This window comes from Pantoea sp. AG1095 (genome assembly GCF_003208415.1).
Classification (GTDB): domain Bacteria; phylum Pseudomonadota; class Gammaproteobacteria; order Enterobacterales; family Enterobacteriaceae; genus Pantoea; species Pantoea leporis.
In genome coordinates this window covers 1,266,005-1,287,796 of record NZ_QKMJ01000001.1, presented here as the reverse complement: position 1 = coordinate 1,287,796, position 21,792 = coordinate 1,266,005, and the positions used below count along the sequence as shown (strand labels likewise).

Annotated in this window: 22 protein-coding genes; 13 read left to right on the top strand and 9 right to left on the bottom strand. The window is 53.7% G+C overall.

All coding sequences use genetic code 11. The features are described 5' to 3' along the window. The first annotated feature begins 99 nt into the window (after positions 1-99). Genes DEU53_RS06110 through DEU53_RS06100 form a run of 3 tightly spaced genes read left to right on the top strand, consistent with a single transcriptional unit; the run spans position 100 to position 3,466 of the window. Positions 100-1,338 (top strand): MFS transporter, encoded by a 1,239-nt coding sequence (locus DEU53_RS06110; protein WP_110866357.1) that lies wholly within the window; start codon positions 100-102, stop codon positions 1,336-1,338. Positions 1,339-1,354: 16 nt separating this feature from the next. Further along, positions 1,355-2,428, top strand: a complete 1,074-nt coding sequence (locus DEU53_RS06105) for a sugar phosphate isomerase/epimerase (RefSeq protein ID WP_110866356.1) — start codon at positions 1,355-1,357, stop codon at positions 2,426-2,428. A gap of 57 nt (positions 2,429-2,485) precedes the next feature. Next, a complete protein-coding gene (locus DEU53_RS06100) occupies positions 2,486-3,466 on the top strand; it encodes a LacI family DNA-binding transcriptional regulator (RefSeq protein ID WP_110866355.1) in 981 nt (326 codons plus the stop codon). Between the two features lie 77 nt (positions 3,467-3,543). On the opposite strand, the gene DEU53_RS06095 is transcribed toward DEU53_RS06100, so the two are convergent. Next, positions 3,544-4,476 (bottom strand): ribokinase, encoded by a 933-nt coding sequence (locus tag DEU53_RS06095; RefSeq protein WP_110866354.1) that lies wholly within the window; start codon positions 4,474-4,476, stop codon positions 3,544-3,546. Between the two features lie 11 nt (positions 4,477-4,487). Beyond that, complete coding sequence (locus DEU53_RS06090) at positions 4,488-5,369, bottom strand: SIS domain-containing protein (protein WP_110866353.1); 882 nt, start codon at positions 5,367-5,369, stop codon at positions 4,488-4,490. 322 nt (positions 5,370-5,691) lie between these two features. Here DEU53_RS06090 and DEU53_RS06085 point away from each other — a divergent pair, with 322 nt between their 5' ends. Next, the gene (locus tag DEU53_RS06085; RefSeq protein ID WP_110866352.1) at positions 5,692-6,645 is read left to right on the top strand and encodes a sugar phosphate isomerase/epimerase; all 954 of its coding nucleotides are present in this window, start codon (positions 5,692-5,694) and stop codon (positions 6,643-6,645) included. A 62-nt stretch (positions 6,646-6,707) separates the two neighbouring features. Next, positions 6,708-7,943, top strand: a complete 1,236-nt coding sequence (locus DEU53_RS06080; RefSeq protein WP_110866351.1) for an MFS transporter — start codon at positions 6,708-6,710, stop codon at positions 7,941-7,943. A gap of 68 nt (positions 7,944-8,011) precedes the next feature. Here DEU53_RS06080 and ychF read toward each other — a convergent pair whose 3' ends face one another. Next, entirely contained in the window at positions 8,012-9,103 is a 1,092-nt protein-coding gene (gene ychF, locus DEU53_RS06075) for a redox-regulated ATPase YchF (RefSeq protein ID WP_008107633.1), read from the bottom strand. 111 nt (positions 9,104-9,214) lie between these two features. Continuing rightward, on the bottom strand, positions 9,215-9,802 hold the full coding sequence (gene pth, locus DEU53_RS06070; RefSeq protein WP_008107639.1) for an aminoacyl-tRNA hydrolase: 588 nt from the start codon (positions 9,800-9,802) through the stop codon (positions 9,215-9,217). A 257-nt stretch (positions 9,803-10,059) separates the two neighbouring features. On the opposite strand from pth, the gene ychH reads away from it, so the two are divergent. After that, on the top strand, positions 10,060-10,335 hold the full coding sequence (ychH, locus tag DEU53_RS06065; protein ID WP_061723496.1) for a stress-induced protein YchH: 276 nt from the start codon (positions 10,060-10,062) through the stop codon (positions 10,333-10,335). Here ychH and DEU53_RS06060 read toward each other — a convergent pair. The 4 genes from DEU53_RS06060 to lolB form a co-directional block, all read right to left on the bottom strand. Beyond that, on the bottom strand, positions 10,332-11,507 hold the full coding sequence (locus DEU53_RS06060) for a diguanylate cyclase (RefSeq protein ID WP_110866350.1): 1,176 nt from the start codon (positions 11,505-11,507) through the stop codon (positions 10,332-10,334). The genes ychH and DEU53_RS06060 overlap by 4 nt on opposite strands. Before the next feature lie 227 nt (positions 11,508-11,734). After that, the gene (prs, locus tag DEU53_RS06055) at positions 11,735-12,682 is read right to left on the bottom strand and encodes a ribose-phosphate diphosphokinase (protein WP_006118899.1); all 948 of its coding nucleotides are present in this window, start codon (positions 12,680-12,682) and stop codon (positions 11,735-11,737) included. 124 nt (positions 12,683-12,806) lie between these two features. Beyond that, on the bottom strand, positions 12,807-13,676 hold the full coding sequence (gene ispE / locus DEU53_RS06050; RefSeq protein ID WP_110866349.1) for a 4-(cytidine 5'-diphospho)-2-C-methyl-D-erythritol kinase: 870 nt from the start codon (positions 13,674-13,676) through the stop codon (positions 12,807-12,809). Continuing rightward, positions 13,673-14,296, bottom strand: coding sequence for a lipoprotein insertase outer membrane protein LolB (gene lolB / locus DEU53_RS06045; RefSeq protein ID WP_101764109.1), 624 nt, complete (start codon positions 14,294-14,296; stop codon positions 13,673-13,675). The genes ispE and lolB overlap by 4 nt, the downstream gene beginning before the upstream one ends. Before the next feature lie 216 nt (positions 14,297-14,512). On the opposite strand from lolB, the gene hemA reads away from it, so the two are divergent. From hemA to kdsA, 6 genes are read left to right on the top strand one after another with little or no spacing between them, the layout of a single operon-like run. Further along, entirely contained in the window at positions 14,513-15,769 is a 1,257-nt protein-coding gene (hemA, locus tag DEU53_RS06040; RefSeq protein WP_110866348.1) for a glutamyl-tRNA reductase, read from the top strand. A gap of 41 nt (positions 15,770-15,810) precedes the next feature. Then, on the top strand, positions 15,811-16,893 hold the full coding sequence (gene prfA / locus DEU53_RS06035; RefSeq protein WP_101764110.1) for a peptide chain release factor 1: 1,083 nt from the start codon (positions 15,811-15,813) through the stop codon (positions 16,891-16,893). Next, positions 16,893-17,723, top strand: a complete 831-nt coding sequence (gene prmC, locus DEU53_RS06030) for a peptide chain release factor N(5)-glutamine methyltransferase (protein ID WP_110866347.1) — start codon at positions 16,893-16,895, stop codon at positions 17,721-17,723. Before prfA ends, prmC begins: the two co-directional genes overlap by 1 nt. Positions 17,724-17,735: 12 nt before the next feature. Next, positions 17,736-18,134 (top strand): SirB2 family protein, encoded by a 399-nt coding sequence (locus DEU53_RS06025; RefSeq protein ID WP_101764112.1) that lies wholly within the window; start codon positions 17,736-17,738, stop codon positions 18,132-18,134. Next, positions 18,131-18,940 (top strand): invasion regulator SirB1, encoded by an 810-nt coding sequence (gene sirB1 / locus DEU53_RS06020; protein WP_110866346.1) that lies wholly within the window; start codon positions 18,131-18,133, stop codon positions 18,938-18,940. Before DEU53_RS06025 ends, sirB1 begins: the two co-directional genes overlap by 4 nt. Before the next feature lie 30 nt (positions 18,941-18,970). Beyond that, complete coding sequence (gene kdsA, locus DEU53_RS06015; protein ID WP_101764114.1) at positions 18,971-19,825, top strand: 3-deoxy-8-phosphooctulonate synthase; 855 nt, start codon at positions 18,971-18,973, stop codon at positions 19,823-19,825. 119 nt (positions 19,826-19,944) lie between these two features. Here kdsA and chaA read toward each other — a convergent pair whose 3' ends face one another. Further along, positions 19,945-21,030: a sodium-potassium/proton antiporter ChaA gene (gene chaA, locus DEU53_RS06010; protein WP_110866345.1), complete on the bottom strand. Its 1,086-nt coding sequence runs from the start codon at positions 21,028-21,030 to the stop codon at positions 19,945-19,947. 367 nt (positions 21,031-21,397) lie between these two features. Here chaA and chaB point away from each other — a divergent pair, with 367 nt between their 5' ends. Then, the gene (gene chaB / locus DEU53_RS06005; protein ID WP_101764116.1) at positions 21,398-21,628 is read left to right on the top strand and encodes a putative cation transport regulator ChaB; all 231 of its coding nucleotides are present in this window, start codon (positions 21,398-21,400) and stop codon (positions 21,626-21,628) included. The last annotated feature ends 164 nt before the right edge of the window (positions 21,629-21,792 follow it).

Genomic DNA, 21,792 nt, shown 5'->3' with positions numbered 1-21,792 from the left:
AAAAGAATTGTGATCGGTCACCAGGAACTGCTCAAAGTAATCGATTACTTTGTTTCTCTCTGTGGAATGTAATCGATTTCTTTTTGGCGTGAGGTCAGCATGGTTTCGACAACTACAGGTTCTGAGATCGCGGCGAGGCAGCAGCGTCTGCTGATTCCCCGCTTGTCATTGATGATGTTCATGCAGTTTTTCATTTGGGGAAGCTGGTCCGTTACGCTCGGGCTGGTGATGACGCAGCACAACATGTCATTGCTGATTGGTGATGCTTTCTCAGCAGGGCCGATCGCCTCAATTCTGTCGCCTTTTGTGCTGGGCATGTTGGTTGACCGCTTCTTCCCTTCACAGAAAGTCATGGCGGTGATGAACCTGGCGGGCGCGGTGATTTTATGGTTTGTCCCGGGCGCGCTGGTGGCCGAAAACGGCGCGCTGCTGATTGGCTTGCTGTTTGGCTATACGTTGTGTTTTATGCCGACGCTGGCGCTCTCTAACAACATTGCCTTTCACAGCCTGGCCAGCAGTGACAAAAGTTTTCCGGTGGTGCGGGTGTTCGGCACCATTGGCTGGATTGTGGCGGGCATCTTTATTGGTGTTACCGGCATCGCCTCCAGTACCGCGATTTTCACCCTGGCCGCAATCTGCTCGGTGGCGTTGGCAATTTACAGTCTGACGCTGCCGCATACGCCTGCACCGGCGAAAGGCATGCCGCTAAAAGTACGCGATCTGTTCTGCGCGGATGCTTTTGCGCTGCTGAAAATCCGTCACTTCTTCGTGTTTGCTCTCTGCGCCACCTTGATCTCCATCCCGCTCGGCACCTATTACGCCTACACGGCGTCCTGGCTGGCGGATGCGGGCGTGAGTAACGTCAGTACCGCGATGTCATTTGGTCAGATGTCGGAAATCGTCTTCATGCTGGTGATCCCGCTGCTGTTCCGCCGCCTTGGCGTCAAATACATGTTGCTGGTCGGCATGGTGGCGTGGTTTGTGCGCTACGCGCTGTTTGCCATGGGCATGAACGATGAAAGCCGCGCACTGATCTACATGGGCATTCTGCTGCACGGTGTCTGTTATGACTTCTTCTTTGTGGTGGGCTTTATCTACACCGACCGCATCGCCGGCGAGAAAGTGAAAGGGCAGGCGCAGAGCATGGTGGTGATGTTCACCTACGGTATTGGCATGCTGCTGGGTTCGCAGATCTCGGGCGCGCTGTATAACCGCCTGATTGCCGGACAGGGCACGGCACAAAACTGGGCAACATTCTGGTGGATCCCCGCAATTGCCGCAGCGGTGATCGCCGTTCTTTTCCTCTTCACCTTTAAATACCGGGATGAAGCGGTTTGATTGACGGGAGGTGTAAGTGAAAACGTTAAAAGGACCGGGAATTTTTCTCGCGCAGTTTATTGGGCAGCAGCCACCGTTTAATTCGCTGGCAGGGTTGGCGCAATGGGCCTCTGCGCTCGGTTATAAGGCGCTACAGATGCCTTGTAATCACCCGCTAATTTTTGATCTGCCGCGCGCCGCAACCAGTCAAACCTATTGCGATGAAGTGACGGGTTTGCTGGCGAACTACGGCTTGCAGATCAGTGAATTATCGACGCACCTGGAGGGCCAGCTGATTGCCGTCCATCCGGCGCACGATCGCGCCTTCGACGGCTTTGCACCCGCCGCCTTGCACGGCGACAAAGAAAAGCGCACCGCGTGGGCGATTCAGACGGTGAAGCTGGCAGCGGCCGCGTCAGCCAACCTGGGATTGCAGGCCCACGCGACGTTCTCCGGTTCGCTGGCCTGGCCATATCTCTATCCGTGGCCGCCACACAATCCTCAGCTATTGAGTGAAGCTTTCTCAGAGCTGGCGCGGCGCTGGCTGCCGGTGCTGGACGAGTTTGACCGCTACGGCATTGATGTCTGCTACGAGATCCATCCTGGTGAAGATCTTCACGATGGCGTGACGTTTGAACGCTTCCTGGCGTTAGTGAACAATCACCCGCGCTGCAACATCTTGTTCGATCCCAGCCACTTGCACTTGCAGCATATCGATTATCTGCAGTTCATCGATATCTACCATCAGCGCATTAAGGCCTTTCACGTTAAAGATGCCGAATATCTGCTGAATGGACGCAGCGGTGTGTATGGCGGTTATCAGCGCTGGATAGATCGTGCTGGTCGCTTCCGCTCACCCGGTGACGGACAGATCGATTTCCCGGCCATTTTCAGCAAGCTGGCGCAATACGATTATGCCGGTTGGGCGGTGCTGGAGTGGGAGTGTTGCCTGAAAGAGGCGGAAACCGGCGCGCGCGAGGGCGCCGACTTCATTCGTCGCCACATCATTCCGGTGGCCGAACGGGCATTCGATGACTTTGCCGCACAACCGCAGCAGGCGGCCAGCATCCGCGCGCAGTTGGGGCTGAGTGCGGCAGATTCGCATGATTAAGGCGGGCGCGAAATTATGCTAGCCTCCGTAGTATCTGACTGAGCAAGAGTTGCAAGCATGTCCATCCAAAAAATCGCCCGCTTAGCGGGCGTTTCTGTGGCAACAGTTTCACGGGTACTGAATAACAGCGATACGGTAAAAGCGCTGAATCGTGAGAAAGTCCTGCACGCTATTAAAGCAAGTAATTACCAGCCAAATTTATTAGCGCGTCAGTTGCGTACTGCGCGTAGCTCAATGATTCTCGTGATGGTGTCGGATATCTCCAATCCCTTTTGCGCCGAGTTGGTGAAAGGCATTGAGGAGCAGGCGGAGAAAAACAGTTATCGCATTCTGTTGTGCAATTCTGGCTCAGACATCGAGCGCTCCCGCTCCAGTTTGCAATTGCTGGCCGGGAAAATGGTGGATGGCATTATCACTATGGATGCGTTCAGTAAGTTGCCAGAACTGGCGCAGCTGATTGGCGAAACGCCGTGGGTGCAATGCGCGGAATACGCCGATGCCGGTGATGTCTCCTGCGTGGGCATTGATGATGTGCAGGCATCAAAGCACGTCGTGGCGTTTCTGGCGGGCAGGGGACGACAGCGTATTGCCTTAATCAACCACGATCTCAGCTATAAATATGCGCAGCTGCGGCAAGCGGGTTATCAGCAGCAACTTATCCATGAAGCGCGCAGCTGGCAGGCCATCACGTACGCCACCGAGCTGAGTTTTAATGCCGGCAAACAGGCGATGGAAGCCTTGCTGGCAGCGCCCGAGCGTCCAGATGCCGTGTTCGCCGTGTCGGATACCTTAGCGGCGGGCGCGCTGTCAGCCATTCATGCCGCCGGGCTGCGCGTGCCGCAGGATATAGCGGTGACGGGGTTTGATGGATCCGACCTCGCCGAAATGGTCACGCCGCCGCTGAGCACGCTGGCGCAGCCGTCGCGCGCTATGGGACGCAAGGCTTTTACCTTGCTGCTGAATAAGATCGATCAACCTGATTCGCCGGCTCAACGCATTATGATGGACTGGCACTTTGTGGTGCGCGCCAGTACTTAATCGGCGTTTACGAACGCTGCGAAGTTGATGGTCTGATGTTGTAAAGGTGCCGTTCAGAGCTTCAGGTCCGTATTTTTTCAACCAAACAGGCGCTGGCGATTTTGCGTCAGCGCGTGCGCCACATCAGGCAGCATCGGGAAAGAACTCTGACCACCATATTTCTGGATTGAGCAGGAACTGATTTCAGCCGCGAAAGGAATCGCTTCTTCCAAATCGATGTTGTTCACCAGGCAATAGGCGATGCCGCCAATAAAGGAATCCCCTGCGCCGGTGGTATCCACCACATCCGGACAGAACACGGCGGGATAATGTCTGGCACCGGCATCACCGGATAACACCGCGCCTTTCTCGCCCAGCGTAATAATCACCCGGCCATTCACCTTCTGCTGTAGCGCTGCCGCACAGGTCATCGCTTCCTTAACCGACGTGACAGCGGTATTGCTCATAAAGCTGGCTTCGGTCTCATTCACCACCAGTAAATCGACCTGACTCAGCGCCTGCGGAGAGATTTCGCGTGCTGGCGCGTTGTTCAGCAAAATCTGGCAATCGTGACGGCGAGCCACGCTGATGGCACGTTCAACCACACGATCGGGAATTTCCGACTGCAGGATTAACAGAGGCCGATCGCTAAATAATCCATCGTGAATATCGGGTTCGGTAATCAGGTAGTTTGCGCCTTTAATAATGGTGCTGCAGTAATCACCGGATTCCAGAATCTGCACGATGCCAATGCCGGAGGTTTTTCCGCGCTGGCTAATGTTATCTACCGATACGCCGTTTTCATTCAGTGATTTTATGAGTTCGCTGCCATAAATATCATTGCCCACACAGCCCACCATATTGACGTTCAGTCCCAGCTTGGCGCACTGAACCGCCTGGTTTGCTCCTTTACCGCCCGGCATCAACATTAATTCGTTGCCGGTAAACGTCTCCCCAATTTCCGGCAGGCGATCCTGCTGGACAAGAATGTCGTAGTTAAGACTGCCAATAACAACAATATTATGTTTCATCATTTCGGCCCTTAATTGGCGGTGCGCTTGGACGCAACCGCATTTCTGGTGTTGTGTAAACTGGTCTGACTTTTTTCGCTGGTCTTGCTGGCGATAAGGGTAAAGATGGCATCCAGAATATTCAGATGCACAATGCGCGTGGTGGCGTTCTCTCCGGTAATTGGATTGTTTTTAACCGACGAGATAATCGAGTGCCGGGCAATTAAACTCAGTGGGCTGTTGGGATAATTGGTCAGGCAGATGGTTTCTGCGCCGTTCTCATTCGCCGCTTTTACCATCTGAATAATGTCCGTGGTTTGACCGGAGTGAGAAATCGCCAGCAGGATATCGCCGGGTTGCATCAATGAGGCGGTCATCAGCTGCTTGTGGCTGTCACTAAACACCGACGAGAAGATGCCGATCTTCAGCAGCTTATGATTGAAGTCATCACAGATAGAACCTGAGCCACCGCACCCGGCAATAACTATGCGTGCGCTTTCTGGTTTATTAATAAACAGATACGCCACTGCTTTTATCACGGCACTGTTAATCACGCTCAGGGAATCCTGCAGTGCCAGCACCGAATTTAAAAAGGTGCTTTCAATCACCTGCTCGACATATTTTTCTGAATCGGGGATTACCGGAATATCGATGATATCTTCCTGCGTGCTGACTTGCCGGGAAATATTGATTTTCAGATCGTGAAAACCGGTAAAGCCGAGTTTCTTCGATACTTTAGTAATGCTCGATACGCTAACATTCAGATAATTCGCAATATCAGTGATGCACATTTTAGATAATGACTGTGGATTGTCGTCAATAAAACGTGCAATTGAACGTTCCTTTTTTCCCAGCTCAGGCGCAAGGGTGCGAGCCAGCAGGAATATCTCATTGCCTTTAAGTCGATTATGCATTTTGCGCGCTCATTAAAAATGTTGTCGCTAAGCTAGCATGGCAGTTAGGGGAAAAGTGTTAACTGGATCACACGTTGTAAAACGTTTTACTGATGCATTTTACTGTCAGTAAAACAAAACTATCCTTATTGCGATTGTTATTTCATTAACAGTAAATAGCCATTTAAGCTATTGTATTACAATGATTTTACTCGCAGTAAAATTTTTACTATTATAAATCTACCGTTTATTTTATTAGCGGTAGTATTTAGCTGATCGCATTTACCTGATGAATATTCTCATTTATAAGAACATGGAAATCCCATTAAAGGTAATTTAAAAAATGAAATTCTCATCACGTATAAATTCATTTCGCTCCAGAGCCGATCTGTTTGCGGCGAAGAACAACATGGATACTTGCGATCTTATTACGCGTATGGGTAGCGTTGCGGGCTTGACGCATATCGAGCTGAATTATCCGGAGCACTTTATTGGTCAGGATAAAGCGCTGATTAAACAGACCATCGCCGATAACAATTTGCAGGTGGGCGGCATCGCACTGCGTTATAACAAAGAGTTCATCGAGGGTGAATTCACCAATCCTGATGCCGCACTGCGTAAAAAAGCCATCGAAATTACCCTCGAAGCCGCAGAGATGTGCACATACCTCGGCGGCAATACCGTCACGCTGTGGTTTGGCTATGATGGTTACGATTATCCATTCCAGCAGGATTACTTCCGCGCCTATGAGTGGCTGGTCAGCGCACTGCAGACCGTGACTCAGGCACACGCGGATATGCAATTCAGTTTTGAATATAAGCCGTATGAACCGCGCACCTTCTCCTTTATTGGTGATGTCTCTTCAACGCTGATGCTGATTGATGATGTAGGCTCCGACAATCTTGGTATTACCCTCGATTTCTGTCACATGATCATGAAGAAAGAGAATCCCGCTTTCTCACTGTTCCAGTCGGCACGCAAAAACCGTCTGGTGGGCTTCCACCTGAATGATGGTTATGGCCATTTTGATGATGGATTGATGCTGGGTTCTGTGCATCTGATGCAGACGCTGGAATACATCTATTACGCAAAACGCGTTAACTTCAGCGGCCTGATCTATTTCGATACCTTTCCAAGCCGTGAAGATCCGGTTGCCGAATGCGCGCAAAACATTCGCATGTATAAAGCGCTCTCCAGCTTTATTGATCGCCTGAGCATTGATGAAATCGATCAGCTGATTAAAAGCCAGGATGCGCTGAAAGTGCAGGGCATGCTGATGAAAATCATCGCTGAATAAAAACAAAATCAAAACTTACCTCTATAAACTACCACCAGTCAGTGTCTGACACGGGGGAAACTATGTTCGACAAAATAGGTTTGCCTAAAAACTTGCTTTGGGGCTATATCGGCCTCGCGATATTCATGATCGGCGATGGCGTAGAACAAGCGTGGATTGCCATCTGGCTGGTGGATAAAGGGCTGTCTGTCGCGCAAGCCTCTTATCTGATCACCGCATACGGTGTCACCGTGACGCTGGCGGCCTGGGTGACCGGCGTACTGGTGCAAACCCTCGGCCCGCGCAAAGTGATGCTGTATGGGTTGATCACCTTTGTTATCGGCAGTATCGGGTTTATCGGCGTTGGCCTCAAGACCATGCACATGGCCTGGATGCTGCCGTTTTATGCCATTCGCGGCATTGGTTATCCACTGTTTGCCTACTCATTTCTCATCTGGATTAACTACAGCACGCCGGTGGAGCGCCGTTCTACCGCAGTGGGTTGGTTCTGGTTTACCTTCTCGCTGGGTTTGAGCGTCATCGGTCCGTTCTTCTCCTCGCTGGCATTGCCGGTGATGGGCGAAATTCATGTGCTGTGGGTCGGCATGGTATTTGTGGTCGTCGGCTCCGTGTTAGGCATTTGGGTGAACCGCGACGTGGTACCGGCATCTGAAATTCATCCTTTCAGCGCGGCGGAGTTAATTAAAGGCATCACCATTCTGCAGCGTCCGGTGATTGCGATGGGATTGGTGGTGAAATCGGTAAACGGCATCGCCCAATATGGCCTGGCGACCTTCCTGCCGCTCTATCTGATCAGTTTCGGCTACAGCAAAACCGAATGGCTGCATATGTGGTCGGCGGTGTTCCTGGTGGCGATTTTCGCCAACCTGTTCTTTGGCTTTTTCGGCGATAAGTTTGGCTGGCGAACCACCATCATGTGGGTTGGTGGCTTTGGTTATGCCGCGGTGCTGATTTTGGTCTGGGCCGTGCCGCAGCTGCTGGGCCACAACTTCTATGTGATGGCATTGGTGCTGTGCCTGTGCGGTATTACCATGGCCGGTTATGTGCCGCTTTCGGCGCTGTTCCCACTGCTGGCCCCGGACAGCAAAGGCGCGGCCATGTCGGTGCTGAATCTGGGCGCAGGTTTGGGCGCATTTATCGCACCTGCCATCACCGCGCTGTTCTACTCATCGCTGGGTGCGGGCGGGGTGCTGGGAATTTATGCCGGGCTTTATGTTCTGAGCGGTGTATTGACGCCATTCCTGAAAACGCCTGAAGAGCTGGATGCGCGAGTGGCGATGACGGACAAAGCGGCCTGAAAGACGTGAGATTTTGGTTATAAAAAAAGCCCAGTTAATTAACTGGGCTTTTTATTGCGATTAAGAGATTAGACGTTGAACAAGAAGTTCATCACATCGCCATCTTTTACAATGTACTCTTTACCTTCTGAGCGCATTTTACCGGCTTCTTTCGCACCTTGTTCGCCTTTGAAGGCAACGAAATCTTCAAACGCGATGGTCTGAGCGCGGATAAAGCCTTTCTCGAAGTCAGTGTGGATTTTACCCGCCGCCTGTGGCGCGGTGGCTCCAACAGGAATGGTCCATGCACGCACTTCTTTCACGCCTGCGGTGAAGTAGGTTTGCAGGTTGAGCAGCGCATAACCGGCGCGGATCACGCGGTTCAGGCCCGGCTCTTCCAGACCCAGTTCAGCCATGAACTCGTCGCGTTCGTCATCTTCCAGCTCAGCGATATCAGATTCAACGGCAGCACACACTGGCACCACCACCGAACCTTCGGCTTCGGCAATCGCACGCACCTGATCGAGGTACGGATTGTTTTCGAAACCGTCTTCGTTGACGTTAGCGATGTACATGGTTGGCTTCAGCGTCAGGAAGCTGAGGTAGCGGATGGCCGCTTTCTCGTCAGCATCCAGATTCAGTGCGCGCAGCATGCCCGCTTCTGACAGATGTGGCAGGCACTTCTCCAGCGCAGCCAGCTCGGCTTTCGCATCTTTGTCGCCGCCTTTGGCTTTCTTCTGGCAACGCTGAATCGCACGTTCGCAGGTATCGAGATCCGACAGCGCCAGCTCGGTGTTGATCACGTCAATATCTTCCGCCGGGTTAACTTTACCCGCAACGTGGATGATGTTGTCGTTTTCAAAGCAGCGCACCACGTGACCGATGGCTTCGGTTTCACGGATGTTGGTCAGGAACTGGTTGCCCAGGCCTTCACCTTTGGACGCGCCTTTCACCAGACCGGCGATATCGACGAATTCCATGGTGGTGGGCACGACGCGCTGTGGCTTAACAATCTCGCTCAGCTGATCGAGGCGCAGATCGGGCATTGGTACCACACCGGTGTTTGGCTCGATGGTGCAGAACGGAAAGTTGGCTGCTTCGATACCCGCTTTAGTCAGCGCGTTGAACAGGGTGGATTTACCGACGTTCGGCAGGCCCACAATACCGCATTTAAATCCCATGGTCTGATTACCTTTCTCACTGAGTGCGCAGCGCTGTTCAATAGCGCCGACAGATTCAAAAAATTTCGCGCATTATACACAGAATTGCCTTCTGCGGCGCGGGAATTGGCCTTAGCCCGCCTTGAACGCGTGCAGGCGGTTCATCGCCTTAATCTTGTCTTCTTTCAGCCACAGTTCGGTGCAGCGCACCGCTTCGTCTACGGCATCATCAATCAGCTTTTGTTCGCTGGCTGGCGGCTTACCCAGCACGAAACCGGTCACTTTATTGCGGTCGCCAGGATGACCAATACCCACGCGTAAACGGTGAAAATTATTGTTGTTGCCCAGCTTGCTGATGATGTCTTTCAGGCCGTTATGGCCGCCGTGGCCGCCACCTTGCTTGAATTTCGCCACGCCCGGCGGTAAATCCAGCTCATCGTGCGCTACCAAAATCTCTTCTGGCGCAATGCGATAAAAGGTCGCCATCGCCGCCACCGCTTTGCCGCTGAGATTCATAAAAGTGGTGGGCACCAGCAGGCGCACATCTTCTCCCGCCAGCGACAGGCGCGCGGTGTAGCCATAAAACTTTGGCTCGTCTTTTAACGACTGATTGTTGCGGCTCGCCAGTAAATCGACATACCAGGCGCCAGCGTTATGGCGGGTTGCGGCGTATTCAGCGCCTGGATTGGCCAGCCCCACAATCAGTTTAATGCTGCTCACGATGTTTATCCTGTCTTGCTGCGGAAAGGGCGATAGTTTACTGCCTGGCGGCACGGATGACAAAGGCCACGCGCCACAGATAATGTCTCTACGTGACTAATCATTTTCTATCGAAATCAAGGCGCTGGCGGTAAAGATTTGTCAAAGGTTGTGAAGGATATGTGATCCTGTACGCAACTTAAGCGGCAGGTATTGCCTAAGCTTATGGCTAGTTAACCATACGTGCTGTTTTGCTTTTAAAAGGATGGAGGTGGATCATGAAACGTCAAAATTGCCGCTTTGTAGGTAACGGTTTGATGTGTTTGGGTTTACTGACGATGGTATTAGGCGTCGGCTATTCCATTATCAACCAGCTTCCTTCACTCAACCTGCCGCAATTCCTCGCGCACGGTGCGATGTTCAGCATCTTCGTTGGCGCTTTACTGTGGCTGGTGGGCGCGCGTGTCAGCGGACGTGAGCGCGTGGAAGATCGTTATTACTGGTTACGTCATTACGGCGATAAGCGTTGCCGTCGCAATCACTCATCACATTAAGTGAGTACGGTTTGCTGCGGCGGCTGTAACTGCGCGAGATAACGTTCGATGCGGTTACGGCCGCTGGCTTTTGCGCGGTACAACGCTTCATCGGCCAGCGCCAGCAACGGCGGGAAGGGTTCGCCAGGCTGCAGCGAGGTGGCAAAGCCGATGCTGACGGTATAACGCACGTCGTTAGGTTGCGACAGCTGTGTCGCCAAACGGATACGTTCACATACCCGCTGCGCCTGCTCGGCATCGCCGGGAATGATCGCAGCAAACTCCTCGCCACCCAAACGGGCAAAATGTCCACTCTCCGGCATCAACGCCTGCACCACCTGACAAAAATCGATTAAAACCTGATCGCCTTGCTGATGGCCGAAACGGTCATTGATGCTTTTAAAATGGTCCAGATCGAACAGCACCGCGCTATAGACAAAGTGTTGTGACTGTCGCGCGCTGCGCAATAACATTTTATCTGCCTGCTCGAATAGCGCGCGGCGGTTCCACACGCTGGTGAGCGGATCGTGCATTGATGCCAGTTTATGGGCGATTTGCGTGCGTTCGTTGACCATCGCCAGAATGGTGAAACTCAGGCCAATAACAAACAGGATCGATTCAAGAATCACATACACCGAGAAGCTGGAACCGCCAATCGCACCGCGCACCGGCGTCGCCACCGCATCGTCCAGAAAGATACGCGCCACGTGAAACAGCAAATGGATCCACAGCAGGATTTGCGCCGGCCAGAAGGTGACGGTCAACGACGCGCGCACGCGCCACAGCAAGCGGATTAGCGCGCCGGTATAGATGATGCACAGCAGGCAAACCACCAGCACGCGCTTCGGCTGGCTGTGATAAAACGCGGGGAACAGGCACAAAATCGCCCACAACAAACCGCCGCCTAACCAGCTGAGGCCAATCGCTTTTCCGCAGAAGATGCGGAAGGCATTGAGCAGATTGCCATAAGCCAGCAACAGCATGACGTTGCCGACCGCGACCGGTAAAAAATGGAATCCCGCACTGCGTAAGCTGCTAAGGAACACCGCCGCCAGGGTTAAAACCAGCGCCAGCGTGGTGCAGCCCAATACGCGATCATACTGCGCACCGATCCAGGCAAAAATCAAAATGATACTTAAAAACCCCAGCACAAAGAGCTCGCAAACAAACAGCGTGTAGAGGTCGAGAGTCATAGTGGTCGGAGCTCGGGGAAAAAGTGGGAAGAAAATAGCATTAAACATTGGACCGCTAAAGGGCGGCAATGCGAGTCACCAGAAAAGAGTGGATGGCAGCGAGAATAGCGAGATTTAACGAAATTTATCGCGCAAATATCAATGGGGAAAGTGGCTTAATCGGTGAGTCAGATTGAGGGCAGGGTGCAAAGAAAAACCGGGCACGAGGCCCGGTTTCACGCGATGAATTAATGCTCAAACATCGCGGAGATTGATTCTTCGTTGCTGATACGACGAATCGCTTCGGCCAACATGCCAGACAGCGTCAGAGTACGCACGTTTGGCAGAGATTTCATCTCTTCAGACAGCGGAATGGTATCGCAGACAATCACCTGGTCAATCACCGACTTACGCAGGTTTTCCACCGCATTGCCGGAGAAGATTGGGTGAGTAGCGTAAGCGAAAACACGTTTCGCGCCGCGCTCTTTCAACGCTTCAGCCGCTTTGCACAGCGTACCGCCGGTGTCGATCATATCGTCGACCAGTACACAGTCACGACCCGCAACGTCACCAATAATATGCATCACCTGCGAAACGTTCGCGCGCGGGCGGCGTTTGTCGATGATAGCCATATCGGTATCGTTGAGCAGTTTGGCGATGGCGCGCGCACGCACTACGCCACCGATGTCTGGGGAAACTACAATGGGATTTTCCAGGCCAATTTGCAGCATATCTTCCAGCAGGATTGGGCTGCCGAAGACGTTATCCACCGGGACATCAAAGAAGCCCTGAATCTGTTCAGCATGCAGGTCAACGGTGAGAACACGGTCAACGCCCACGCTAGAAAGGAAATCGGCAACCACTTTGGCAGTGATCGGTACACGAGCAGAACGCACACGGCGGTCCTGACGCGCATAGCCAAAGTAAGGAATGACAGCAGTAATACGACCAGCAGAAGCCCGACGCAAGGCGTCGACCATCACAACCAGCTCCATCAGATTATCGTTGGTGGGGGCACAGGTGGACTGGATGATGAAAATATCACCACCGCGTACATTTTCGTTAATCTGTACACTTACTTCACCATCACTGAAACGGCCAACAGCGGCGTCTCCGAGGCTAGTGTAAAGGCGGTTGGCAATACGTTGTGCTAGTTCCGGGGTGGCGTTACCAGCAAATAGCTTCATATCAGGCACGAGAAGAACCTCAGGCTTGGCGTCCAGAGAATGAACGGCTCTAGAGTAACCGGCGAATACCAAAGAGCATGTTCATACGGGTGTGTTAATGCGCAACATGCAGTGTCTGGAACGGGTGACACTGTCACGTAGACGCTTTTAGCCCAGAAAGTGTGCGCTGCAACGGCGAGAGGTTAAGCCCGCGCGCCACAAATCCGCAAATCCATTTCGGGGCAAGCTCCAGCACCTGACGTGCGTCGGATTCGGTGTCAAATTCAGCAAACACACAAGCTCCGGTCCCAGTCAGGCGCGACGGCGCGTATTCTAGCAGCCAGGAAAGCAGCTCATCAACCTTACGAAAACGTTTTCTTGCCACAGCCTCACAATCATTGTGAAAAGGACGCTGTAACAGTTCATCTAATGTGCGGATTGGTGAATCGCGCGTCAGTTCGGGATCGCGGAACAGATCAGGCGTCGCGATGCTCACGCTTGGATGCGCCACCAGATACCATTTTTCTGCCGGTTCAGCCGGCTGCAATAGTTCGCCCACGCCTTCTGCAAAGGCCGCGTGACCTCCAATAAACACTGGCACATCCGCGCCCAGTTTGATGCCAATCGTCGCCAGCTCAGCAACACTTAATCCGGTTTGCCACAGATGATTCAGCGCCACTAACACCGTTGCCGCATCTGAAGAGCCGCCGCCAAGCCCGCCGCCCATCGGCAAAAGCTTCTCCAGCGCGATGCTGGCACCGGCCTGCGCGGGCAAGGTGCCACGCGCAGCGGCAACGGTTTTTAACGCCTGCGCAGCACGCACAATCAGGTTCTCGTCATCCGGCACGCCAGTCAGCGGCGTCAGCAGCGTTATCTTGCCGCTGCTGTCCGGTGTGATTTCCAGCGTGTCACCGTAATCGAGGAACTGAAACAGCGTTTGCAGATTGTGGTAGCCGTCAGCACGACGGCCAGTGATATACAGGAACAGATTCAGTTTTGCTGGCGCGGGCCACGTGGTGATCATTGAGTGGTCCAGCTATCCATGCGTAATTTAATGCGCTGACCGCCTTCAGACAGCTCCAGATTGGCCGGCAGCGGCGGATTCACTTTGCTGTCGTAATCAGAGATGTTCACTTTCCACTGCTGACCGTTGCGGCTGTAGTTCAGGCTTTGCAGCTGGTAATTGTTATTCAGCTGATAATCGCTGGCATCGCCCGGCAAGCCCATCATCCACTGACGCAGATTGGCGAGCGGGATATCCATGCCGGTAAGCTGTGAAATCATCTTCTCGGCATCGTTACTCACGTAGCGCTTGCCTTTGTTATCCACGATCTGCACCACGGAACCTTGCGCATCCAACTGCAATTCGGTGCTGCCAAGCGGATTGGTCAGCAGCAGGCGATAGCGATCCGCAGCGGTTTGCTGCCAGTTAAAGCGTGCATACACTTTTTGCTTATCCGACAGGTAAGCGAACGCACCGCGCGTCTGATACTGGCTGATTTTCGCCACGGCTTGCTGATGCTGTTGCCATTGCGGTGACGTGGTGCTTGGGCCCGGACCTTGTGGTTTGTTAATGGTACATGCAGCCAGTAACACGCTGGCAAGGGGTAAAAGGCGCAGTAACTTGCGCGGGGGCAAATGCATCACGTGGTCATCTCCTCAGACACGTTTTTACTTCGTAACAGGTAACGCTAACCATCCGCATGTAAGCCGTCAATGCTGTTATGGCAATAATTGCGCACGATCAGTTTAATCTTATTACTGTCATAGGCTTTGTATGGCTTTTCTTGACCTGTGGCATCTTGTAGAATGCGCTGCACAAAACCCTGACAACACTTGGGATATCCCAACCCGAATCACATGACGCTGCTTGCACTCGGAATCAACCACAAAACTGCACCTGTTGCGCTACGCGAACGCGTTGCGTTTACACCAGACACGCTGGAACTGGCGCTGAATAGCCTGCTGTCCCAGCCGATGGTGCAGAGCGGTGTGGTCCTTTCGACCTGCAACCGTACGGAACTCTACCTCAGTGTAGAGCAGCAAGCCGACCTGCAGGAGAAGCTGGTGCGTTGGCTGTGTAACTATCACGATCTGCGTGAAGAGGATGTGCGCAACAGCCTCTACTGGCATCAGGATAACGCGGCGGTCAGCCATCTGATGCGCGTGGCCAGCGGGCTGGATTCACTGGTGTTGGGTGAACCACAGATTTTAGGTCAGGTTAAAAAAGCTTTTGTTGATTCGTCACGCGACCACGCGCTGAGCAGTGAACTGGAGCGCATGTTCCAGAAAACCTTCTCGGTGGCCAAGCGTGTGCGCACCGAAACCGAGATTGGCGCCAGCGCCGTATCGGTCGCCTTCGCTGCCTGTTCACTGGCGCGTCAAATTTTTGAATCTCTCAGCACCGTTAACGTGCTGCTGGTCGGCGCTGGTGAAACCATCGAGTTAGTGGCGCGTCATCTGCGTGAACACTCCGTCAAGAAGCTGATGATCGCCAACCGCACCCGCGAACGCGCACAGCTGCTGGCCGATGAAGTGGGGGCAGAAGTGATTGGCCTCGGCGATATCGAAACCCGTCTGGCCGATGCCGACATCATTATCTCTTCCACCGCCAGCCCGCTGCCGATTATCGGTAAAGGGATGGTGGAGCGCGCGCTGAAAGCGCGTCGCAATCAGCCGATGCTGCTGGTGGATATCGCCGTACCGCGCGATGTCGAGCCGGAAGTGGGCAAGCTGGCGAACGCCTATCTCTACAGCGTTGATGATCTGCAAGCGATCATCGAGCAGAACATGGCGCAGCGCAAAGCCGCCGCCGTGCAGGCTGAAAGCATTGTGGTGCAGGAGAGCGGCGAATTTATGGCCTGGCTGCGCGCGCAAAGCGCGGTTGAGACCATCCGTGAATACCGTTCGCAGGCCGATCAGGTGCGCGCCGAGTTACAGGAACGCGCGCTGGCCGCGCTGCAGCAGGGCGCTGACGCCGAAAAAGTGCTACAGGAACTGGCACACAAGCTGACCAACCGTTTAATTCATGCACCAACCAAATCACTGCAGCAGGCCGCGCGCGATGGCGACAGCGAACGCCTGCAGATCTTACGTGACAGCCTCGGTTTAGAGTAATCTGGTCAGTCACGACCTATCACTGGGATACCCGCTATTACATGAAGAGCTCTATTGTTGCCAAGCTGGAAGCGCTCCAGGAACGCCACGAGGAAGTGGAAGCGTTGCTGGGCGATGCCGGCGTGATTGCCGATCAGGATCGTTTCCGTGCGTTATCACGTGAATATGCCCAGCTTAGCGACGTCACCCGTTGTTTCCGCGAATGGCAGCAGGTGCAGGAAGACGTTGAAACTGCCGAAATGATGCTGGAAGACCCGGAAATGCGCGAGATGGCGCAGGAAGAATTAAAGCTGTCACGTGAGAAGCGTGAAGCGCTGGAACAACAGCTGCAAGTGCTGCTGCTGCCGAAAGATCCCGACGATGAACGTTCGTGCTTTGTCGAAGTGCGCGCCGGAACCGGCGGTGATGAAGCGGCGATTTTTGCCGGCGATCTGTTCCGTATGTACAGCCGTTACGCCGAAGCGCGTCGCTGGCAGGTTGAGATCATCAGCGCCAACGAAGGTGAGCACGGCGGCTATAAAGAAGTGATCGCCCGCATCATCGGCGATGGCGCGTATGGCCGCTTTAAGTTTGAATCGGGCGGCCATCGCGTACAGCGCGTGCCAGAAACCGAATCGCAGGGCCGTATTCACACCTCGGCTTGTACCGTTGCGGTCATGCCGGAACTGCCCGAAGCGGAAATGCCGGAAATCAACGCCGGCGATTTGAAAATCGACACCTTCCGTTCTTCCGGTGCCGGTGGTCAGCACGTTAACACCACCGATTCCGCGATTCGTATCACCCACTTGCCAACTGGCATTGTGGTGGAGTGTCAGGACGAACGTTCACAGCACAAAAACAAAGCCAAAGCGTTGGCGGTGTTGGGTGCGCGTATTCACGCGGCGGAAACGGCAAAGCGTAATGCCGCTGAAGCTTCGACGCGTCGTAACCTGCTCGGCAGCGGCGACCGTTCGGATCGTAACCGCACCTACAACTTCCCGCAGGGCCGCGTCACCGATCACCGCATCAACCTCACGGTTTACCGTCTTGATGAGGTGATGGAAGGCAAGCTGGATGCGCTGATAGAGCCGATTGTGCAGGAGTATCAAGCCGATCAGCTGGCCGCGCTGGCTGGACAGGATTAATGATCATCCGTCGCTGGCTACAGCAGGCTGTGGTAGCGCTCTGTGGCGGCGACAGCCCGAAGCGCGATGCGGAAATATTGCTGGGTTTTGTGACGGGCAAAGCGCGCAGTTGGCTGATTGCCTTTGACGATGCGGAACTGGACGCGCAGCATTTGGAACAACTGAATGCGCTGCTGGCGCGCCGCGTCAACGGCGAGCCGATTGCGCATCTGGTCGGCGAGCGTGAATTCTGGTCGCTGCCGTTACGCGTCAGTGATGCCACGCTGATCCCGCGTCCGGACACCGAAGTGCTGGTGGAGCAAGCGCTGGCGCATCTGCCTGCCGCCGCGACTTCACTGCTGGATTTAGGCACCGGCACCGGCGCGATTGCGCTGGCGCTGGCCAGCGAACGGCCAGGCTGCCAGGTTATCGGCTGCGATCGCATCGCGGCGGCGGTGGAACTGGCGCAGGACAATGCGCAGCGTCTGCACATTGATAACGCCCGCTTCATCCTCAGCAACTGGTTTAACGATCTTCCCGCCCAACGTTTTGATCTGATTGTCAGCAATCCGCCCTATATTGATGCCGCCGATGAACATCTGCAGCAGGGCGACGTGCGCTTTGAACCGCGCAGCGCGTTAGTGGCGGACGATCAGGGTTTGGCCGATTTACGTTTTATCATTCACACCGCACCGCACTGGCTGCACGCTGGCGGCTGGCTGCTGCTGGAACATGGCTGGCAGCAAGGTGCTGCCGTGCGCGCCATCATGACGCAGCACGGTTATCAGGCGGTGAGCACCGTTGACGATTACGGCGGTAATCCGCGCGTCACACTAGGACAATTTTTTTAATAAGGAATAACGATGGCGAGCTGGTATCCCCTGATTAAACACTTTCACTTGCTGACCGTCGCGCTGACGATTTGTCTGTTTTTGCTGCGCTTCTACTGGCAAACCACCGGCTCAGCGATGCTGCAACGCCGCTGGGTGCGCATTGCGCCGCACGTTAACGACACCTTTTTGCTGTTAAGCGGTGCGCTGCTGGTGATGATTACGCATTTTTATCCGTTCACACCGCAAGGAAGCTGGCTGACGGAGAAGCTGTTAGCGGTTATTATCTACATCGCCTTAGGTTCCGTGGCATTGAGCCGTCGCCCACGTAAAATGGGGACACGTTGGATCGCCTTCCTGATTGCAATCGTAGCGTTGCTGTTTGTGATTAAGCTGGCGATGACCAAAATGCCGTTATTGGGGATTGTATGACCTCGCCAGAGCAACTCGATTACAGTAAAACACCGCTGAGTGAAGCGGTGATTGGCGCCACATGCGCCATACGCAATGATTTTTCCGCGCCTTCTGTGCAACAACAGTTGGCGGCGCTGGTAGATGAAGCCCGTGAGTACGTCAGCAGCGAACAGGACGCCGATTTGCAGTTGGGTAAGCTGCTGGAGCTGTTCTATCGTCAGTGGGGATTTGGCGGCGCCAGCGGCGTCTACAATCTCTCCGACGCGCTGTGGATCGACAAAGTCTTGAAGAGCCGTCAGGGCACGGCGGTGTCGCTGGGCGTGATCCTGCTGCACATCGCCGATGAGCTGGAATTGCCGCTGATGCCGGTGATTTTCCCGACACAGCTGATTCTGCGTGCCGACTGGTTAGATGGCGAAATGTGGCTGATCAACCCGTTCAACGGCGAAACGCTGGATACGCATACGCTGGAAGTGTGGCTGAAAGGCAACATCAGCCCAACCGCCAAGCTGTATAACGACGATCTCGACGAAGCCAAGACCATCAACGTGATGCGCAAGATGCTCGACACCTTGAAATCCGCGCTGATGGAAGAGAAGCAGATGGAGCTGGCGCTGAACGTCAGCAAAGTGCTGCTGCAGATCGATCCTGACGATCCTTACGAGATTCGCGACCGTGGTTTGATTTACGCGCAATTAGAGTGTGAACACATCGCGCTGAATGATTTGACCTATTTCGTTGAACAGTGTCCTGAAGATCCGGTCAGCGAGATGATTAAAGTGCAGATTCACGCAATTGAACAGAAACAGGTAACGCTGCACTAAGCGTTACCCGATAAAAGGAAAGGAAAGGGCATGACACAGAAAGTAGTGAATATCGGCGATATCAAGGTCGCAAACGATCTGCCATTCGTTCTCTTCGGCGGCATGAACGTGCTGGAATCGCGCGATCTCGCCATGCGCATCTGCGAACACTACGTTGAGGTCACCGACAAACTCGGGATCCCTTACGTATTCAAAGCCTCTTTTGATAAAGCGAACCGCTCTTCAATCAAATCCTATCGTGGTCCTGGCCTGGAAGAGGGCATGAAGATTTTTCAGGAACTGAAGCAGGCTTTCGGCGTGAAAATCATCACCGATGTGCATGAAGCATCGCAGGCGCAGCCGGTGGCTGACGTGGTTGATGTGATTCAGCTGCCGGCCTTCCTCGCGCGTCAGACCGATTTGGTGGAAGCGATGGCGAAAACCGGCGCGGTAATCAACGTCAAGAAGCCCCAGTTTGTTAGCCCAGGCCAGATGGGTAACATCTACGACAAATTCGTCGAAGGCGGCAACGATCAGGTTATCCTGTGCGATCGCGGCAGCAACTTCGGCTATGACAACCTGGTTGTCGATATGCTCGGCTTCAACGTGATGAAGAACGTCACCCAAAATAGCCCAGTGATCTTCGACGTTACCCACGCGCTGCAAACGCGCGATCCGTTCGGCGCTGCGTCTGGCGGTCGTCGTGCGCAGGTCGCCGAGCTGGCGCGTGCCGGCATGGCGGTTGGCATTGCGGGCCTGTTCATCGAAGCGCACCCAGAGCCAAACAGCGCCAAATGCGACGGTCCATCCGCGCTGCCGCTTGATAAGCTGGAACCCTTCCTGGTGCAGATGAAAGCAATCGACGATCTGGTGAAGAGCTTCCCAGAGCTGGATACCAGCAACTGATTGTTTTGAAATGTGAAAAAGGCGCCGATGGCGCCTTTTTTATTGGCTTGTCGCCATTTATGGCGATCCTACAACATGCACGATTTCCGTATGGTTGGCATTTATGCCGACCGCTAGTCTTACAGCATAATCGTCAACAAATACCCGGCAAACAGTGCCAGATGCGCGGCACCGTTCAACACGTTGGTGCGGCCCGTTGAGAACGAGATGTGACACAGGATCAGCACGGCGCTCATGATCACCATCTGCGGTGGCTCAAGGCCGAACACCAATTGCTGGTCGGTCAGGGTAGCGATGATGGTCACTGCAGGCACCGTCAACGAAATGGTCGCCAGCACCGAACCGAAGAACAGATTCATAGCACGCTGCACCTGATTCATCAGTACCGCTTTGATTGCACCTAAACCTTCCGGCGACAGGATCAACAGCGCCACCAGGAAGCCGGTGAACTGCGCCGGGGCGTTCAGTTCTGTCAGCAGACTTTCCAGCGGATTGGCGTTCATCTTGGTCACGGTAATCACCGCAATCAGATGCACGATCAGCCATGCGGTGTGCCACAACGAGCTGTGCGCAGAAGGCTTACCGTGGTGCGGATCGTCGCCATCATCTTCATGCTCATAAACGAACAGGCTTTGGTGGGTTTTGGTTTGAATCAGCAGGAATACGCCGTACATGGCCGCAGAAATCGCCGCGATGATCAGCGCCTGCGTAGTCGTAAAGTTACCGCCAGGTAACGCATTGGGGAACACCAGTACCAGAATCGCCAGCGGGAAAATGGCGATCATGTACTGTTTTACGCCCGCCAGATTAACGTACTGCGTGGCAAACTTGCGCCCGCCCAGCAGCAGGGCAAAGCCGACTAAACCGGCGGTCACAATCATGATGATCGAGTAGAGCGTGTCGCGCATTAGCGCGGGCGCGGCATCGCCGGTGGCCATCAGCGCGGAGATCAGACTCACTTCAAGTATGACGACGGAAAGACTGAGAATCAGCGAGCCATAAGGTTCGCCTAAACGGTGTGCCAGCACGTCGGCGTGACGCACCACGCTGAAGGCGCTAAACAGAATGGCAACTAATGCCAACAGGTTGATGCCGATAACCGGCAGAAGCGCTGTCTGGTTGCCGAAGAAGCTCAGCACCGCCAGCGCAGCAACGGGGAAAATCAGTGAGTACTCGGTATGGCGGGTTTTCTCATGTCCAGGCATTTACCATCCTCTCCGGAAAAAGTACAAAGCAGGCAATCATTGCCTGATAAATATAATGAGTTTTCTGACGTAACGCAGTGTAACTTTTCATCAGCTGTGCTGCTGTGACTTTACGCGATTTTACCAAAAGCGTTTATTATGCATAACACGGCAAAAGAGTGTGTTATCGCTGGATTAACGCCTGTATTCATTATGTTGCATGATTCACTCACCCAATTAAAGATGAGATTGGTCTGGTTAATCGTCGTATAGGGTGAAGTTTATAGAGGTTTAAACCTGTTTTACGCCATCTTTCAGTGAAAGTACCAGTTTGCGTTTTGACCCAGATGATCCAGACTTAAACCCTGGGTATGAAACAGGAGGAAATATGCCTTATTCATCAAACAAAGAGCTGCCAGACAGCGTGCGTCATGTCCTGCCGGCTCACGCACAAACCATCTATCAAAAGGCCTTTAACAGCGCCTGGGACCAATACAAAGATCCCGACGACCGGCGTGGCGATGAGTCGCGCGAAGAGGTGGCACACAAAGTCGCCTGGGCAGCAGTCAAGCATGAGTACTCAAAAGGTGACGATGACAAGTGGCACCCTAAAAACTAGTTTGTCTTGCGGGCCGGTGCGGCCCGCCTCGCACTTTTCCCTTCGCCATTCAAGTTCCTCACCAGGCAGCCGATGCTATTTACACAGAATTTCCCTTTTGTGATCGGGGTCAATCTTGAATGTTTTGTTAAAAATGAATTAATGTCTTCTCTTAAGACGATGCA